Source organism: Paractinoplanes rishiriensis (assembly GCF_016862375.1).
GTDB classification, from domain to species: Bacteria; Actinomycetota; Actinomycetes; order Mycobacteriales; family Micromonosporaceae; genus Actinoplanes; species Actinoplanes rishiriensis.
Genome location: NZ_BOMV01000064.1, coordinates 46197 through 61791 on the forward strand (window position 1 = coordinate 46197; position 15595 = coordinate 61791).

Annotated in this window: 17 protein-coding genes; 6 read left to right on the forward strand and 11 right to left on the reverse strand. The window is 71.2% G+C overall.

Translation table 11 applies throughout. The annotated features are described in order from the left end of the window. Positions 1–82: 82 nt before the first annotated feature. The 3 genes from Ari01nite_RS30435 to Ari01nite_RS30445 are packed head-to-tail and all read right to left on the reverse strand — an operon-like array spanning position 83 to position 2298. Entirely contained in the window at positions 83–904 is an 822-nt protein-coding gene (locus Ari01nite_RS30435) for a hypothetical protein (protein WP_203785654.1), read from the reverse strand. Beyond that, entirely contained in the window at positions 901–1428 is a 528-nt protein-coding gene (locus tag Ari01nite_RS30440) for a SigE family RNA polymerase sigma factor (RefSeq protein ID WP_203785655.1), read from the reverse strand. Before Ari01nite_RS30440 ends, Ari01nite_RS30435 begins: the two co-directional genes overlap by 4 nt. Positions 1429–1485: 57 nt before the next feature. Then, positions 1486–2298 carry a PaaX family transcriptional regulator gene (locus Ari01nite_RS30445; RefSeq protein ID WP_203785656.1) on the reverse strand — a complete coding sequence of 271 codons (813 nt, stop codon included), beginning with the start codon at positions 2296–2298 and terminating at the stop codon, positions 1486–1488. A 31-nt stretch (positions 2299–2329) separates the two neighbouring features. On the opposite strand from Ari01nite_RS30445, the gene Ari01nite_RS30450 reads away from it, so the two are divergent. Genes Ari01nite_RS30450 through Ari01nite_RS30460 form a run of 3 tightly spaced genes read left to right on the forward strand, consistent with a single transcriptional unit; the run spans position 2330 to position 4599 of the window. Beyond that, entirely contained in the window at positions 2330–3262 is a 933-nt protein-coding gene (locus Ari01nite_RS30450; RefSeq protein WP_438872248.1) for an SDR family NAD(P)-dependent oxidoreductase, read from the forward strand. After that, complete coding sequence (locus Ari01nite_RS30455) at positions 3263–4147, forward strand: amidohydrolase family protein (protein WP_203785657.1); 885 nt, start codon at positions 3263–3265, stop codon at positions 4145–4147. It abuts the gene before it with no gap. Next, positions 4144–4599 (forward strand): MaoC family dehydratase, encoded by a 456-nt coding sequence (locus Ari01nite_RS30460; protein WP_203785658.1) that lies wholly within the window; start codon positions 4144–4146, stop codon positions 4597–4599. The genes Ari01nite_RS30455 and Ari01nite_RS30460 overlap by 4 nt, the downstream gene beginning before the upstream one ends. On the opposite strand, the gene Ari01nite_RS30465 is transcribed toward Ari01nite_RS30460, so the two are convergent. Together Ari01nite_RS30465 and Ari01nite_RS30470 are read right to left on the reverse strand one after the other, a co-directional pair. After that, entirely contained in the window at positions 4590–5477 is an 888-nt protein-coding gene (locus Ari01nite_RS30465) for a sulfotransferase domain-containing protein (protein ID WP_203785659.1), read from the reverse strand. The two genes, Ari01nite_RS30460 and Ari01nite_RS30465, sit on opposite strands and share 10 nt — an antisense overlap. Positions 5478–5487: 10 nt before the next feature. Continuing rightward, complete coding sequence (locus Ari01nite_RS30470) at positions 5488–5859, reverse strand: hypothetical protein (RefSeq protein WP_203785660.1); 372 nt, start codon at positions 5857–5859, stop codon at positions 5488–5490. 166 nt (positions 5860–6025) lie between these two features. On the opposite strand from Ari01nite_RS30470, the gene Ari01nite_RS30475 reads away from it, so the two are divergent. After that, the gene (locus Ari01nite_RS30475; protein ID WP_203785689.1) at positions 6026–6340 is read left to right on the forward strand and encodes an ArsR/SmtB family transcription factor; all 315 of its coding nucleotides are present in this window, start codon (positions 6026–6028) and stop codon (positions 6338–6340) included. Here the strand turns inward: Ari01nite_RS30475 and Ari01nite_RS30480 are convergent. Then, positions 6307–7311, reverse strand: coding sequence for an aldo/keto reductase (locus tag Ari01nite_RS30480; RefSeq protein ID WP_203785661.1), 1005 nt, complete (start codon positions 7309–7311; stop codon positions 6307–6309). The two genes, Ari01nite_RS30475 and Ari01nite_RS30480, sit on opposite strands and share 34 nt — an antisense overlap. A 382-nt stretch (positions 7312–7693) precedes the next feature. Here Ari01nite_RS30480 and Ari01nite_RS30485 point away from each other — a divergent pair, with 382 nt between their 5' ends. Beyond that, positions 7694–8254, forward strand: coding sequence for a hypothetical protein (locus tag Ari01nite_RS30485; protein ID WP_203785662.1), 561 nt, complete (start codon positions 7694–7696; stop codon positions 8252–8254). 51 nt (positions 8255–8305) lie between these two features. Here the strand turns inward: Ari01nite_RS30485 and Ari01nite_RS50185 are convergent, their stop codons facing one another. The 4 genes from Ari01nite_RS50185 to Ari01nite_RS30505 form a co-directional block, all read right to left on the reverse strand. Then, positions 8306–10510: a DUF6055 domain-containing protein gene (locus Ari01nite_RS50185; RefSeq protein ID WP_239163163.1), complete on the reverse strand. Its 2205-nt coding sequence runs from the start codon at positions 10508–10510 to the stop codon at positions 8306–8308. 199 nt (positions 10511–10709) lie between these two features. After that, entirely contained in the window at positions 10710–11741 is a 1032-nt protein-coding gene (locus Ari01nite_RS30495) for an LLM class flavin-dependent oxidoreductase (protein WP_239163164.1), read from the reverse strand. After that, positions 11731–12123: an SCO5389 family protein gene (locus tag Ari01nite_RS30500; RefSeq protein ID WP_203785663.1), complete on the reverse strand. Its 393-nt coding sequence runs from the start codon at positions 12121–12123 to the stop codon at positions 11731–11733. Before Ari01nite_RS30500 ends, Ari01nite_RS30495 begins: the two co-directional genes overlap by 11 nt. Positions 12124–12150: 27 nt before the next feature. Beyond that, positions 12151–13107 (reverse strand): ATP-binding protein, encoded by a 957-nt coding sequence (locus Ari01nite_RS30505; protein WP_203785664.1) that lies wholly within the window; start codon positions 13105–13107, stop codon positions 12151–12153. A gap of 103 nt (positions 13108–13210) precedes the next feature. Between Ari01nite_RS30505 and Ari01nite_RS30510 the strand changes: the two genes are divergently transcribed. Then, positions 13211–14641 carry a phenylacetate--CoA ligase family protein gene (locus tag Ari01nite_RS30510; RefSeq protein WP_203785665.1) on the forward strand — a complete coding sequence of 477 codons (1431 nt, stop codon included), beginning with the start codon at positions 13211–13213 and terminating at the stop codon, positions 14639–14641. A 4-nt stretch (positions 14642–14645) separates the two neighbouring features. On the opposite strand, the gene Ari01nite_RS30515 is transcribed toward Ari01nite_RS30510, so the two are convergent. Beyond that, positions 14646–15557, reverse strand: a complete 912-nt coding sequence (locus Ari01nite_RS30515) for an AbfB domain-containing protein (RefSeq protein ID WP_203785666.1) — start codon at positions 15555–15557, stop codon at positions 14646–14648. Positions 15558–15595: the final 38 nt, after the last annotated feature.

Below are 15595 nucleotides of genomic sequence, written 5' to 3' on the forward strand. Positions count from 1 at the left end.
AGACCGGTGTCCTTCCCGCCAGGCAAGCGCTTTCCCCCGGCGGTTCGACCCTAGGGGGACGGGCGGAACCGGTGCAAGTGGCTCAGTCCTTCGGCAGGAAGTTGCCGTACAGGTGGATGCGCTTGCGTTCGACCGAGGTGGCGTAGGACTCGTACGTGTCCTCGGCGGCGTCGCGCGCCGGGCCGCCGTAGCGCGCGTCGAAGACGTACGTGCCCGCGGTTATGGTCTTGCCCGCACCCAGCAGATAGCGGTAGATCAGAGCGTCCGCCCGCTTCTCGACCGTGACCGTCACACCGGGGACGTCGGAGGTGCCCGCGCCCGGGGTGATGCCGGGCGTCAGCGGCACCCGGATCATCAGATCGAACTCGGTCAGATCGGCGCCTGCGGTGATTACCACCTGGCTGTGCCCGGTGCCGGCGATCGAGGACGTCGACGACATGCTGCCCTTGACCACCTGGGTGTCGCCGGGGTGGCCGCGCACGGGGCTGGCGGCGGGCGTGGGCGGCGTCGGCGGTGCGACCGCGGTGGACGCCGAGGGCAGGCCGCTGCTCGGCGTGCGGCTGGCCGGCTGGCGGCTGGGCGCGCTGCTGGCGGCCTCCGGCGAGGAGCTGACCGGGGCGCTCGGAGCCGGGGCGGCCGTCGTCGTCGCGGCGGGTCGCGGCGCCGCCGGTTCGGGGGTGAGCGGCGTGTCGCCGGCCAGCGCCCACTGGGCGACGCCGCCGATGCCGAGCACGCCGGTCACCGCGAGTGCCGAGCCGGCCAGGCGCAGGGCCTGGCGGCGTGGGCGGTGGTGGCCGGACCGGTTCGCCGCGATCCGGTTGAGCATCGCGGTGCGGTCGGGCTGGCGCGAGTCGAGTGCGTGCCGCAGTTCGCCGCGCAGGAAGTCCTCCTGGTGGTCGATCACCGGGCCACCTCCCATCCGCCGAACTGGTCGGGCAGGCGTACGTCCTGCAACAGTTCGGCCAGTTGCTTGGCACCCCGCGACGTCTGGCTCTTCACCGTGCCGACCGAGATGCCGAGGATGTCGGCCACCTCGCTCTCCGGCAGGTCGAACGCGTACCGCAGCACCACGCAGGCCCGGCGCCGGTAGGGCAGCAGGCGCAGCGCGGACCGCACGTCGACCACGGCCGGCACGTCGGGGCTCGGACTGCTGCGTTCGCCGCCCAGTGCCAGCCCGAGCATCTGCAGGCCACGCCAGGCGCGGCCCTGCCGGCGGAGCCAGTTGCGGGTGAGATTGGCGACGATGCCACGGGCGTACGCGGCCGGATCGCCGGCGGCGCAGACCCGGTCCCAATGCCGCCAGACCTCGGTGAGCGCGTCCGCGGCCAGGTCGTCGGCGGCCGAGGCGTCACCGCTGAGCAGGTACGCGAGGCCGGAGAGCTGGACGTGGTGCTGCTCGAAGAAGGCGTGGAAGGCTTCGTCGCGCACGGGTCCAGCCTTCCCGGGAGTAGCCACAAGATCGGCTCATCACGATAGAAGCCCTCGTCAGGCCGGTGCAAGTGGCCGCACGTCGAGCAGCCCAGCGGCGACCGCCGAGGCCGGCCCCCGATAGGCCTGTTCGAGCTCGCGGAACACCTTCTGCGCGCGCACCGCGGGCCAGTCGGCGGGCAGGTGCTCGACCGGCAGGCGCGGGTCGCGGCGGATCGCGTCCAGCCACTCGGCGATCAGCCCGAGGCGCGCCGCGAAGGGGTCGGCCGCCTCCGGCCGGCCGTCCCAGCGGTCCAGGAACTCGCGGTAGCGGGCGCCGAGTTCATGCAGGTCGTACGCGTCGCGGACCATGGCGGCGATGTCGGTGAGCTCGTCGGCGCGCGCGTGGAACACCCGGGCGTGCGCGCCCAGGCCCAGGTCGGCGACGATGCCCTGCGCGGCGACCGCACCCGGCGCGATCCACAGTCCACCCTGCAACGGGCCGAATCCGGCCCAGGCCAGCCGGGAGCGCAGGTCGTGGCGTTCGCGCTGCATCGACTCGGGCAGCGAGAAGCAGAGCAGCGTCCAGGTGCCGTCCCAGCGGTCGTTGACGGCGCCGTCGTGCCAGATGCGGGCGCGGCCGTCGAGCAGGATGGCGGTGGCCCGGCCGGTGAGCCCGAAGTACATGCGGCGGCCCTCGCGCTGGCGGCGCAGCAGGTCGCGGCCCGCCATCCGGCTCAGCGTGGAACGGGTGGCATGCTCGGAGACGCCCAGCCGGCCGAGGGCGTCGATGACGCTGCCGGAGAACACGCAGACGTCGCGTTCCAGGGCCACGTCGCCGAACAGCATGAGCATCAGCGTCTGGGGCCGGGCCGCCGAGTCGATCGCCATGGCCACAATGTTAGGCACAATATTGACGGCCGTGAACTCCGCGCCTAACTTCGGTGGGGTGGACGCCATCAATCTCACCGGTACGGTGGCCGTTGTCACCGGCAGCGGGCGAGGGCTCGGACTCGCGTACGGGAAAGCCTTGGGAAAAGCCGGCGCCTCGGTGGTGGTCAACGACGTCGACCCGGCGGCGGTGGACGAGGCGGTCGGTGCGATCCGCGCGGCCGGTGGGCAGGCGGTCGGCGTGGCCGCGGCGGTGGGCAGCAGCGAGACGGCGGAACTGCTGGTCGACACCGCGGTGCGGTCCTTCGGGCGGCTCGACGTCATGGTCACCAATGCCGGCATCCTGCGCGACCGGGTGCTGTGGAAGATGACCGACGACGACTTCGACGACGTCGTCCGCGTGCATCTGCGGGGGACGTTCACCTGCGCCCGCGCCGCCGCCATCCGGATGCGGGAACAGGGCGAGGGCGGCCGGCTCGTGCTGGTCGGCTCGCCGGCCGGGCAGCGCGGCAACTTCGGGCAGACCAACTACGCCGCCGCGAAGGCCGGCATCGCCGCGATGGCGCGTACCTGGGCACTCGAACTGGCCCGCGCGGACATCATGGTCAACGCCGTGGTGCCGGTGGCGGCGACCGCGATGACGCGTACCATCGCCGCTTTTGCCCCGGCCATCGAGGAGTCCGAACGCACCGGCGACCCGCTGCCCGACTGGCTGCGGCGGGACGAGGGCCTGGGCACGGCCGACGACGCGGCCGGACTGATCGTCTTCCTGGCGTCGCCGGTCGCGCGGGGCATCACCGGGCAGGCCATCGGGGTGGGCGGCGACCGGCTCACGCTGTGGGCGCACCCCCGGGAGAAGGTGGTGGCGTTCGCCAGCGGCGGGTGGAGCGCCGAGGCGATCGCGGAGCAGTGGGCCGGCGGGGTCGGTGCCGATCCGGAGACGTACGGGATCCCGGCGGGTTAAGTGGATATCGAGGCGCTCGTCGCGATCGACGTGCACACCCATGCCGAGGTGGGTGCGGACGGGCACACGTCGCTGAGCCCGGAACTGCTGGCGGCGTCGGAGAAGTACTTCAAGGCGGCCGGGCACCGGCAGCCGACCGTGCCGGAGATGGCGGCGTACTACCGCGAGCGGCGGATGGCGGCGGTGGTCTTCACGGTCGACGCCGAGCACGTCACCGGCCATCCGCGGATCCCGAACGAGGAGGTCGCCGCGAGCTGCGCCGAGCACGCCGACGTGCTGATCCCGTTCGCCAGCATCGATCCGCACCGGGGCCGGGCCGGGGTGCGCGAGGCGCGTGTACTGGTACGCGAGTACGGCGTACGCGGCTTCAAGTTCCACCCGAGCCTGCAGGGTTTCGCGCCGGACGACCGGCTGGCGTACCCGCTCTACGAAGCGATCGAGGAACTCGGCGTGCCCGCGCTGTTCCATACCGGTCAGACCGGGATCGGCGCCGGGCTGCCCGGCGGCGGCGGCATCCGGCTGCGCTACTCCAACCCGATGCTGGTCGACGACGTGGCGGTGGACTTCCCGGCACTGCGGATCATCCTGGCCCACCCGTCGTTCCCATGGCAGGACGAGGCGCTCGCGGTCGCCACCCACAAGCCCCACGTGTACATCGATCTGTCCGGCTGGTCGCCGAAATACTTCCCCGCCCCATTGATCCGGTACGCGAACACCCTGCTGCAGGACAAGGTGCTGTTCGGGTCGGACTACCCCGTCCTCACCCCCGATCGCTGGCTGGCCGATTTCGACAAGCTCGACATCAAGCCCGAGGTCAAACCCAAAATTCTCAAGACGAACGCGGCCCGCCTGCTGGGCCTGATCGGGAAGGAGAACCCCGCATGATCACCGTCACCGGCCTCGACGGCCTGAAGTCGCTGACCGGCCGGGACCTCGGCCACAGCTCCTGGCTCGAGATCACCCAGGACCGGGTCAACACGTTCGCCGACGCGACCGGCGACCACCAGTGGATCCACGTCGACGTGGAGCGAGCCGCGCAGGGCCCGTTCGGCGCCCCGATCGCCCACGGTTACCTCACGTTGTCGCTGGTCATTCCGCTGTTCTCGGAGCTGCTCACGGTCGAGGGCGTCAAGATGGGCGTGAACTACGGCCTGGAGAGGGTGCGCTTCCCCAGCCCCGTCAAGGTCGGTGCCAAGATCCGCCTGGCCGCCACGGTCGTGTCCGTCGAGGACGTGCCCGGCAACGGCGTGCAGACCACCCTCGACTTCACGGTCCAGATCGACGGCGCCGACAAACCGGCCTGCGTGGCCCGCCCGATCTACCGCCACTATGCCTGACGGACGAGGTGCAGCCACCGCACCAGATCCGCCGGCGCCAGCTCCGCCACGATCCGCTCATACCGGGCGTAATCCGTCGCCCCCAGCAGCTCCCGCCCCGCCCGTGACCGGCCCTCGCGGAAGAACGCCCGGTTGTCCCGCAGCACCCCCTCCTGGTTGGGGGTCAGCTCGTCGGCCCGCCGCCGCATCTCGGTGAAAGTCGCCGCCCTGATCAGTTCCGGCCACCGCGACGACGGCACCGAGATGCCCAGCCACTCCGCCAGCGAGCGCATCGTGCCCGCCAGGTCGGTCAGCATGTCGTCGTAGTGGACCAGGCGGACGTTCGGGAGGTGGCGGCGCTGCCAGGCGTCGGTCAGGTGCATCAGGACGCCCGGCAGCGAGTCCAGGGACTCGTGCGGATCGCGCGTGTCGTCGACCCAGCCGGCCAGCCACTCCGCCACCGGGGGCCGCGGGCGCGACGGCGACGCGACCGCGGCGGAACCGGTGAGAGCGCGCAGCCGGTCGCGGTCGATGTTGTCGATCTGGTGGTAGAGCGACACCGCCATGTCCAGCGGGTGCCTCGCCACCACCACGTACGACACCTCGGGCACGATCGGTACGCCGTCGAGCGGGGTGTGGGTCTTGATGAAGCGCCGGTGCTGTTGCGCCGCCAGCCGGGCGAACATCTGATCCTGCGGAACGACCAGCCAGTCGAGCCAGGGCGACAGCTCGGTCAGGCGGGCCGGCAACTGCGGGGTCTGGAAGACGAGCAGCGCGCAGATCATCTGCATCCAGGTGGTGCCGCTCTTGGACCGGGTGCTGATCACGACGTCGCCGGGGCGGAGCCGGAAGTCCCGCCAGCGGATGCTGTCCTCGTCCTCGGAGCGGTAGCGGCGCATTCGGCCGAGCCTAGACCTCCAGGCGCTGTTCGATCATCCGCAACTGGTGCCGGGCCAGGGCCAGGTTCGCCCGGTCCCGGTGCAGTGCCAGGTAGATGAACAGCCCGTGGCCGGCCGGACCGGCGACCGGGCGGATCAGGTGGTACTGGCTGCCGAGCGTGACCAGGATGTCCTCGATCTTCTCGCGCAGGCCCAGCAGGTCCATGGTGCGCAGCTTGGCCCGCAGCACCTCGGTGTTGGCGGCCGCGGCCACGGTGATGTCGAAGCCGTGCCCGCCGCCCACGGTCCCCAGCGCCATGCCGCTGGTGTGGTCGACGACCGCGGCCGCGATCGCGCCGTCCACCTGAAGTGCGTCCTTGAGTGCCACATCCATCTCAGCCATGCATCGAGGATGTTCCGTGCGGGCCGCACCGGATCGGACCGGCTGTCCGACGTGGCCATCATCGATCGGGAAAGGCTGAGGGCAGTACGAGGTCAATTGCCGAAGTTCGCAAGTCTGCAAAGGCGGAAACGTGACAGCAGTCCCGCTCTATCAGGCGAAGGCCGAGATGTTCCGGTTGCTCGGCCATCCGATCCGGATCCGGGTGCTGGAACTGCTCCAGGCCGGCCCGCGCCCGGTGCGCGAGCTGCTCGTCGAGATCGACGTCGAACCGTCGAACCTGTCCCAACAGCTCGCGCAACTGCGGCGGGCCGGCGTGGTGCGGTCCTACCGGGAGAACGGCCTGGTCGTGTACGCGCTGAGCACACCCGCGGTGGCCGACCTGCTGGCGGCCGGCCGGCGGATCCTGCGCGAGGTGGTGTCGCAGTTGCACCCGGCCGAGCCGCTCACTCAGGCCCCGGCCGCGTCCAACCGGGCCAGCTGATCCTCGCCGAGCTTCACGTCCAGCGCCGGGATCAGGTTTTCGAACTGCTCCCGGGTCCGCGGCCCGATCAGCGGCAGCACCCGCGGCGACGTCTGGTGCAGCAGCCAGGCCAGCACAAGCTGGTTGGGCGTGACGCCGGCCTCGGCCGCGACGGCGGTGACCGCCGCGATCCGGGCGTCGGTGTCGGCCCCCGCGTACGACTCCATCATCCAGTGCTCGGCCCGCCGCCGCGCGTCGTCGTAGACGCCCTTGAGGATCGGCGAGTAGGCCACCAGCGTCTGGTCGTCGTTGTCCCGCAGGTAGTCGAGCTGCTCCGGCCCCACGATCGACGCGTGGTCCAGCCCGCCCCGGGGCCGCAGGTAGCTGTGCTGCTGCTGCACCGCCACCGGCACCGGCCACCCGTTGCGCTCGCACAGCCCGCGGATCCGCTCCAGCCGCCAGGTCCGCACGTTCGACCACCCGAGGTAGCGCACCTTGCCGGCCTGCACGAATCCGGCCAGCGTCTCGAGCGTCTCCGCCAGCGGCGTGCTCCGGTCGTCGACGTGGATGTAGTACAGGTCGATGTGGTCGGTGCCGAGCCGCCGCAGACTGCCGTCCAGCGCGGCCCGCAGCGTCGCGGCCCCCGCGCCCGCGAACGTCCGCCGCGCCAGCTCCCAGTCCGGCGTCCCGTCCGCCGCCCACAGCTCGGGGGAGTGCACCGGCAGCGCACTGCCCTTGGTCGCCAGGAACACCCGCTCCCGCCTACCTCGCAGCCACCGCCCGAGCAACTCCTCGCTCTCGCCGCCCCGGCTGCCCGGCCGCGCCCACCACTCGTAACAGTCGGCGGTGTCGATGAACGACCCGCCGATCTCCAGATACCGATCCAGGATTCCGGCGGACTCCCGCTCGCCGGTGGCGTTGCCCATCTGCATCGCCCCGAGCGCGAGCTGCGACACCTGCTGGCCGGTCCGGCCCAATTCGATCGTCTGCATGGTTCCGGACGCTATGACCTGGAGCGCACTCCAGGTCAACGCCACAATGCGGAGGTACGCGACGGCCCCAGTCCCGTGGCGCACGGCCGGCTGGGTGCCACGCACGCTCCGCGCCCAGCCGCCGGGCTGTCCCGACCCCTCCGCCGCTGCCGAACCCCGGACGAGAATAAGCGCAATCATTCATATTACTAAGATGCGAAATATCCGGACTAGTAGTGTGGTGGCGGCAGTCGTGCTGGCCGTTGCTACGTCGTCGTTGCCGGCCGCGGCCCGCACTACCGGGAGCGCGCCCGTCCTGATCGCCGGGCCGTCGTCGGCAGCCGGAGGCCAGCCGGTCCCGGCCGTTGGACCGTCGTCACCCGGGCGCCGGCCGCCGACTGCCGTGGCTCCGACTGCCGTGGCTCCGCCGCCCACCGCCGCCCGCCTCCGGGCCGCGCTGCTCACTGCCGCCGACCTGCCCGGCTACGGCTTCGACGATCCGATCGAGCACTCGTACGGTGTCGGCGACTTCGCCGACATCTGCGCCACCCTGCGCGGCAAGCCCGCGGCCGGGGCGAAGGTGCCCACCGCCCAAGTGGCTTTGCTCCGCAGCAAGACCGGCTGGCCCATCGTCGAGATTCTGGCTGCAACGGGTTCCAATAAGGCCCTGACCATGGTGGCCGGGATCGCGGAGGCACCGCGGAAATGTCCGGCCATGGCCCTCGGCGAGCTCGGGAATCCGTCGGTGACCCGGGTCGAGGTCCGGACCCTGGAGGTGCCGCGGGTCGGCGACGCCGCAGCCGGCCTGCGGGCGACGTACGACGGCGCGGGCGGCGCCACCGAACTCGTCGCGTTCGCGCACGGGGATGTCTTCGCCGTCATCGCGGGGATGAGCAACCTCGAACCGGCGGAGAGGACCCGGATCGTCGAGAAGGCCGCGAGCAAGCTGAAGCCGGCCCGGTAAAAGACGGCCGGCCGGAGCGCCGCGTGGGCTGCTCCGGCCGGCCGGGGTGGATCAGGAAGCGGTGCAGCTCAGCTGCGGAGTGCTGGCCGCGCCCGTTCCGATGAAACCGAAGGTGGTGCGCCCGCCCGCGGTCAGCGAACCGTTCCAGGCCGCGTTGCTGGCCGTCGCGGTGCTGCCGCTGGTGGTCACGTTCGCGCCCCAGGACTGGGACACGCCCTGACCGGAGGCCAGCGGCCAGCTGACCGTCCAGCCGTTCACCGGCGCGGTGCCGGCGGTGATCGTGACCTCGCCCTGGAAGCCACCCTGCCAGGTGCCGGTGACCGCGAGCGTGGCCGAGCACGGCGCACCCGAGGGCGGCGCGGTGGTCGGCGGCGCGGTCGTCGGAGCCGTGGTCGGTGCGGTGGTGGGGGCCGTGGTCGGAGCGGTGGTCGGCGGCGTGGTCGGGGCCGTCGTGGGCGGTGTGGTCGGCGCCGTGGTCGGGTTCGGGGTCGGCGTGTCGCCGCCCGTCACCGCCACCTCGGCGTCGGTGAACCGCTGGTAGGCCGGGTTGATGTCGGTCTCGCCGGCCCGGCCGTCGCAGTTGCGGTTCGTGGTGAACAGCAGGTACGTGCCGGACGAGCAGGCGATGCCCATCTCGGCGTCGCCGCCGACCACCACGTTGCCGGACAGGTTGGCGCCGCCCTGGATCAGGGCGTTGTCCTTGACGACCGCGTTACCGCGGACCGTGGCGCCGGAGTTCACCCAGGCCAGGCCCTCGATGCGGGCGTTCTCGCTGACCGTGCTGTTGCCGTAGACGGCCGCGCGCGGGCCGACGTACGCCGACGCGGACACGTTGGCGCTGTTGGACACCCAGCCGCCGCCGTTGGAGTGCCAGCGGCCGCCGACCGGAGTGGGCTTGACGTAGCCGGGCTCGTACCCGGACGGGACGCCGCCGCTGATGCCGAACTCGTACGGGTACCGGTAGTTCTTGGTGTACCCGTCGAGGAACCCGTACTTGTGCACGTTCGTCGACGGTGCGCCCACCACGACCAGGTAGACCTCTTCACCGGCCTGGGTCTGGAACGAGATCTGCGAGTCGGCCGAGGTGTAGACCGGGCCGTACCGAGGGGTGCCGTTGCGCACGCCCACGAAGCCGTAGCTCCAGCCGGAACCCGCGGCGCTGTTCACGTGGCCCTTGAAGTGCAGCCGGATCGTGCCGCCCGAGGTGCTCGGGACCAGCTTGATCTTGTTGTAGCCGTAGTCGGACGGGGCCAGGGCGTCCGGCACCGCGTAGTGGCCGGCGGCCTGGTTCACGGCGTCGACCGCGATGCCGTTGTACGCCCGGATGAACTGCCCGCCGTACATGTTGTTGATGAACGGCATGAAGCTCGACCGGTTGCTGTAGTCGTACGTGACCTGCTTCTGGGCGTATTCGGCCATCTGCTGGTTGAACTGCTCCTGGGAGAGCCCGGCCAGCCGCTTGTACGTCTCCAGCGGGTGCTCGGTGTTGCGGGCCTCGTTCCACATCCGGTTGAAGATGCCGATGCCGCCGTTCTTGTCCACCAGGTACTGGATCAGCATCCAGGCGCCGTAGTGGTGCCGGCTCGACGAGTACGCCAGGTTCTCCGTGCGCAGGAACCGGGTCAGGTCACCGGCGCCGCCGTTCGGGTAGACCTGCATCGACATGAACTCGGCGCTGGCCTCCCAGAAGGTGCCGGCCGACGCGTGCGTGAAGCCCAGACCGGACTTGCCGAGCCAGGCCAGGTTCTGGAACACGTGCCCCAACTCGTGCGCGAGACCCCAGGAGCCGGGCGCGGCCGCGGCGGGCGCGATGTTGATCACGCCGATCCGGCCCTCGGCGCTGCCGCCGGTGGCCCAGGCGTTGAGCGCCTCGCGGTTCCAGGTCTGGGTGACGATGACGACGATCTTGTGCTGGGCGAGCGCGCCGGCCTCGGGCGTGAACTTCATCGTGTTCACGTAGTACGAGTACAGCGTCTCCAACTGGGACAGGATGTTGTCCGGGTTGAAGTTGTACGGCGACGGCGCGGACGTGGGGGTCGTGCCGGACTTCTCACCCCAGAGCAGGATGAAGTTCGCCGATTCCTTCGTGCGGTTCTGAGCCCACGGCACCTCACCGGTGCTCTGCCAGGACGCGGGGATGTAGACGGTTTTGGCGTCGGCAAATGCCTTGGGCAGACCGATGCTGAGGGCGGCACCGAGCACCATGGCCAGCACGGACGCCAGGAGCAGGCGACGGGTGCGCTTGCGGGTGGACATGTGGGGGATCCTTCGTCGTGGGGACGCCTCGCGACGGTCCGGCCGGTCCGGGTGCACAGTCGCTACCACCGGCGGCTCACCGTCCGGCGGCGCTGACTTCCCACCAAGTCACCGTCGCGTGCCACCCACGCCCGGCCAATTTCGTCACGTGGCCGCGTGGTCGAAGGTCATCATTGTTACCGCCGGGCAACGCGTCAAGTTACGCACATCGATCCTTAAGGAGCGGCAAAACTTCGGCCCCGAGCCTGGCGATGTTGGCCAGCGTGCGCTCCGCGTCACCGGCTCCCTCGACCATGAGCAGCAGGTGCCGGACCCCCGTGACCGCCACCGTTTCGGCCAGCCGGTCCACGCACAGCTCCACCGTCCCGACCGGATGCAAATTCAAAAGCCTTTGGAGGTACGCGTCGAGGTCGCGCCGCGGTCGTGCGGTGCCATCGATCCGCACGTATTCCCCGGTGCTGGCCAGCCACCCCGGCATAGCCGCGCGCAAAGCCTCCTGCGCCGCCCCCACCGTACCGGCGACATATCCGACATGTGCGCTAACATGGCCGTTCACTCCAGCGTCACCGACGAGCGCGCTTTTCTCCTCCGCGCTGGCGTGCATGCCGAGCAGCATCGGCAGGCCGCGGGCGGCGGCCAGCGCGGCCGTTTCCGGGCTGGTGGCGGCCACGTACACCGGCACCCGGCGGCTCGGTGCCGGCACCACGTCGACCGGCGGGAAGCGGAAGAACTTGCCGTCCGCGCCGACCTTGGGCGAGTCGCCGGACAGCCAGGACAGCAGCAGGTCGAGCGACTCCGCGAAACCGTCCCGGAAGCGGTCCAGGCCGGTGCCGAACACCTCCAGGTCGATCCACGGCCCGCCGCGCGCGACGCCGAGGTCGAACCGGCCGCCGGACACCTCGGACAGCAGCGCCGCCTCCTCGGCCAGCGCGACCGGATGGCGGTTGGAGAGGATGCAGGCCGCCGTGCCCACGCGCAGCCGGGTGGTGCGCCCGAGCAGGTGAGCGGCCAGGGCCGGCGCCGACGGGCACGTTCCGTACCGCAAAAAATGATGCTCGGCGATCCAGGCCCCGTCGAAGCCGGCCCGCTCGGCCTCCTCGCCGTAGGCGACGGCGTCGCGCAGCGCGTCGCCGGCGCTGCGGCCGGGGAACTGGCCGGCCAGCAGGAAGACGTCGACCCGCAGGGGAGCCGGCGGCAACCGGCTCCCCGGGACGGCCGGCTCAGCAGTCACGAAGCTCCGGCGACTGGTTGAGCAGCTGACCCCGCGGCGAGATGAACTTCTGGTAGCGGTCGCCGCCCACCGCCGAGAGCCGGAACGCGGCCACCCGGTGGCAGTTCTGGAAGGCGAGCTTGACCCCGAAGTGACGCTCCAGCCCGCCCCGGATGGCGTCGCTGGCCAGGGCCCGCAGCAGCTGGCCCCGCTCGGTCTCGCTGGGCGGCGGCACGGCGTGATCGGTGAACTCGCCGTCGGTGCTGTCCAGATCGGTCGCGACCTGGCTGATCACGGTCCACGCGTAGGGCAGGGACTGGCGGACACAGTCGACGAACTCGGCGTCGGTGACCTCGCCCGACTCGGCGCGTTCGAGCAGGGCGGTGGGGACATCGAGCGACATGTTCTCTCCCAACAAATAGACGCAGTGTTATGAAGCTAGTACGGACAGTGCTGCCGGATCGAGGGTGAATTCCGGATCGATCTGCCCGGCGAGGTCCTCGCCGGTGCGCTCGTTGGCCCACGCGGTGGCGTTACGCAGGTGAAACTCCCGGGCCTGGCGGGTGAACCGGTCCCAGTCGCGAGATGTGCCATCCACGGCGGCGCGCATCGTGTCGAGCACCGCCCGGTTGGCCGGTTCCAGGTCCTCGATGGGCGCAGGCCGGCCCTGCTCGGCGGCCCGCACGTGCCGCGAGACGCCGAGGGTGGCGAGCAGGTCGGCGCCGGTGTGGTCACGCAGGAACGCCTCGTCGGCCGCGTCGGTGACCTTGTTGCCGATCACCGAGACGGCGACGTCGTAGTCCGCGGCGTACTCCAGGTACTGCCGGTACACGCCGACCCCGCGCACCGTGGGCTCGCAGGCGATGAACGTACGGTCGAACCGGGTGAACAGCCCCGAGGCGAACGCGTCCGCCCCGGCCGTCATGTCCACCAGCACGTATTCGTCGTCGGCGTCGACCAGGTGGTTGAGCAGCAACTCGACCGCGCCCACCTTGGAGTGGTAGCAGCTCACGCCGAGGTCGTCAGCCGCGAAACCGCCGGTCACCCCGAGCCGGATGCCGTCGGCGTCGCGCAGGCACTCGTCCCAGACCGGGTTGTCCTCGCGGACCCGCAGCAGGCGCGAGCCCCGGCCGGGCGGCGTGGTCTTGACCATCGTCGCGGCCGACGAGATCCGCGGGTTGTTGCCGCGCAGGTACTCCTTGATCAACGGGAGGTGCTCGCCGAGGGCCGGCGGCTCCCCGGTGCGGCCCAGCGCCACCGCCAGGTTCTGGTTGATGTCGGCGTCCAGTGCCAGCACGGTCCGGCCCTGGCTGGCCAGATGCCGGGCGAAGAGGGCCGTTAGGGTGGTCTTGCCGGCGCCACCTTTGCCCACAAAAGCGATCTTCACGAGGTCAGTGTCTTCCCGTCCAGTTGTGCGTTCCTGAAGTTGATACCCATTTCCAATAGTGCGAGTCAAGCCCGACGCGCCGCTACCCACCCGGGAGGGATGCATGTTCGACGGCGGCCGCGCCGAGCGGGTGACCACCGGGATGCGCGAGTTCTACCGGGGTGCGGCCCCGGCGCTGGACCCGCTCGGGCTGTTCCGCGAGCTGGCCGGCACCGTTCCGGCGTACCGTGATTTCCTGGCTTCGCAGGGCGTGTCGCCGGATGAGGTGCGGTCGCTCGCCGACGTGCCGCTGATGACCAAGGCCAACTACCACGAGCGCTACCCGCTGCCGGCGCGCTGCCGCAACGGTTCGCTGGCCGGCTGCGACATGGTGGCGGTGTCGTCCGGCTCGTCCGGCCGGCCCACCGTGTGGCCGCGCTCGGTGCTCGACGAACGCGCCGTGGCGGCCCGGTTCGAGCAGGTCTTCGCGGACGGGTTCGGCGCCGCGGGCCGCAGCACGCTGGCGGTGGTCTGCTTCGCGCTGGGCAGCTGGGTGGGCGGCATGTACACGGCGGCCTGCGCCCGGCACCTGGCCGCCAAGGGCTACCCGATAACCGTGGTCACACCGGGCAACAACGTCGACGAGATCCTGCGGGTGGTCGCGGAGTTGTCGCCGCTGTTCGACCAGACCGTGCTGCTCGGCTACCCGCCGTTCATCAAGAACGTGATCGACGCGGGCGCCGGCTGGCCCTCTCGCGCGACCAAAGTGGTGCTGGCCGGCGAGGTGTTCAGCGAACAGTGGCGCGACCTGATCGCGGCCCGCACCGGCATGCCCGACCCGGCCACCGGCACGGCCTCGCTGTACGGCACCGCGGACGCCGGTGTGCTGGGCAACGAGACCCCGCTGAGCATCCGGATCCGGCGCTTCCTGGCCGACCGTCCGGCCCTGGCGACCGAGGTGTTCGGCGACGCCCGGCTGCCCACGCTGGTGCAGTACGACCCGGCGTCCCGCTGGTTCGAGGAGACCGGCGACGGCACGCTGGCGTTCACCGGCGACGGCGGGGTGCCGCTGGTCCGCTACCACATCGCCGACGAGGGCGGCCTGGTCGCGTACCCGGACATGCTTGCTCTCTGCCGCAAGCACGGCTTCGACCCGGGCCCGGGCCCGGAGCTGCCATTCGTCTACGTCTTCGGCCGCTCACTGTTCACCGTGTCGTTCTTCGGCGCCAACATCTATCCGGAGAACGTGACCGTCGGCCTGGAACGCCCGCCGCTCTCCGACCAGCTCACCGGCAAGTTCGTGATCCGCGTCGTGGAGGACGCCGACGCCGAACGCCGCCTGGCCGTGACCGTCGAACTGGCCCCCGGCGCCGCCCCGTCCGGGACACTCACCGACGCGGTGGCCGAGGCGATCCGCGCCGAGCTGCTGCGGCTCAACAGCGAGTTCGCCCACTACGTCCCACCGGCCTACCAACTGCCGAAAGTCGAGTTGCGCCCAGCCGGCGACCCGGACTACTTCCCGCCCGGCGTGAAGCACCGCTACAGCCGCCCCTGACCGTTCAGAGTGGCGTGCGGACCACGAACGCCGTGGCTCGGTCGTCGTCGATGCGCAGGGCGCCGCCGCGGCCAACGGCAATGGTGTGGTCCGGGTAATTCACCGAGCGCAGCATCACCGCATTGCCGCCGCCGGAAGCGCAGAAAGACGCGTCCTGGGCGAACAGCGAGGAACGGTCGCGGCGGTCCAGCCGGATCGCATAGTCGCGATGGCGCAGGAAATAGCCCGGATAGTTCGCCGATTCGAACGAGACGCAGCCGGCGCCGGCCAGTCCGCGCCGGACCACGAAGCTCGCGTCGGCGCGGTCCAGGGCGCTGCTGCCGGCGGTGATCCGGTCGATGCGGGCGGCATAGTTGCGGTGCCGGACCCGGAAGCCGGTCATGCCGCGCACCTCGAGGCCGACCGTGCGGCCCACGGTGAGGTCGGTGCCGCCAGCCGGGGCCGAGGTCGTCGGGCGGACTGGCGACGGCGGCGGCGGCGGGGGAGGCGGCGCAGGGCGGCTGGTGGCCGGTCGCGAAGAGGAGGCGCGGGCGGGGCTGGAGCTGAGGGCGGGGCTGGAGCTGAGGGCCGGGCTGGGGCTGAACGACGCGCTGGTCGCGGACGGCGGCAGCAGCGACACCGTCGGCGACGGGAACGGCGGGGTGGGGAAGACCATCCGCTCGGCGATCGGGGCGGGCGGCTGCGACTCGTCGGTGGGCAGCAGCAGGGCCATCATGCCGCTGACTCCGGCGACCACCACGACGGCGCAGGCGAGCAGCACCTTGCCGGCGTGCGGCGAGTCGTTCTGGATGGGCAATGGCGGTCGCCGATAGGGCACCGGAACCGGTAACCGGTCGCTGTCGCGCACCACCCCGCCCTGGTAGGGAGGTGGCCAGCCGCCGGATCGCAGAACGTTTCGCTGGTCCTCTTCGGGCATGTAGCATCCGTTCCTGCGGCCGGCGCTTAAGGGAGTCT

Coding starts and splice junctions, on each gene's coding strand:
- Ari01nite_RS30500 (WP_203785663.1), bottom strand. CDS start 12,123: ATGTCGCTCGATGTCCCCACCGCCCTGCTCGAACGCGCCGAGTCGGGC.
- Ari01nite_RS30445 (WP_203785656.1), bottom strand. CDS start 2,298: ATGGCGATCGACTCGGCGGCCCGGCCCCAGACGCTGATGCTCATGCTG.
- Ari01nite_RS30475 (WP_203785689.1), top strand. CDS start 6,026: ATGTTCCGGTTGCTCGGCCATCCGATCCGGATCCGGGTGCTGGAACTG.
- Ari01nite_RS30510 (WP_203785665.1), top strand. CDS start 13,211: ATGTTCGACGGCGGCCGCGCCGAGCGGGTGACCACCGGGATGCGCGAG.
- Ari01nite_RS30480 (WP_203785661.1), bottom strand. CDS start 7,311: ATGCAGACGATCGAATTGGGCCGGACCGGCCAGCAGGTGTCGCAGCTC.
- Ari01nite_RS30460 (WP_203785658.1), top strand. CDS start 4,144: ATGATCACCGTCACCGGCCTCGACGGCCTGAAGTCGCTGACCGGCCGG.
- Ari01nite_RS30465 (WP_203785659.1), bottom strand. CDS start 5,477: ATGCGCCGCTACCGCTCCGAGGACGAGGACAGCATCCGCTGGCGGGAC.
- Ari01nite_RS50185 (WP_239163163.1), bottom strand. CDS start 10,510: ATGTCCACCCGCAAGCGCACCCGTCGCCTGCTCCTGGCGTCCGTGCTG.
- Ari01nite_RS30515 (WP_203785666.1), bottom strand. CDS start 15,557: ATGCCCGAAGAGGACCAGCGAAACGTTCTGCGATCCGGCGGCTGGCCA.
- Ari01nite_RS30470 (WP_203785660.1), bottom strand. CDS start 5,859: ATGGCTGAGATGGATGTGGCACTCAAGGACGCACTTCAGGTGGACGGC.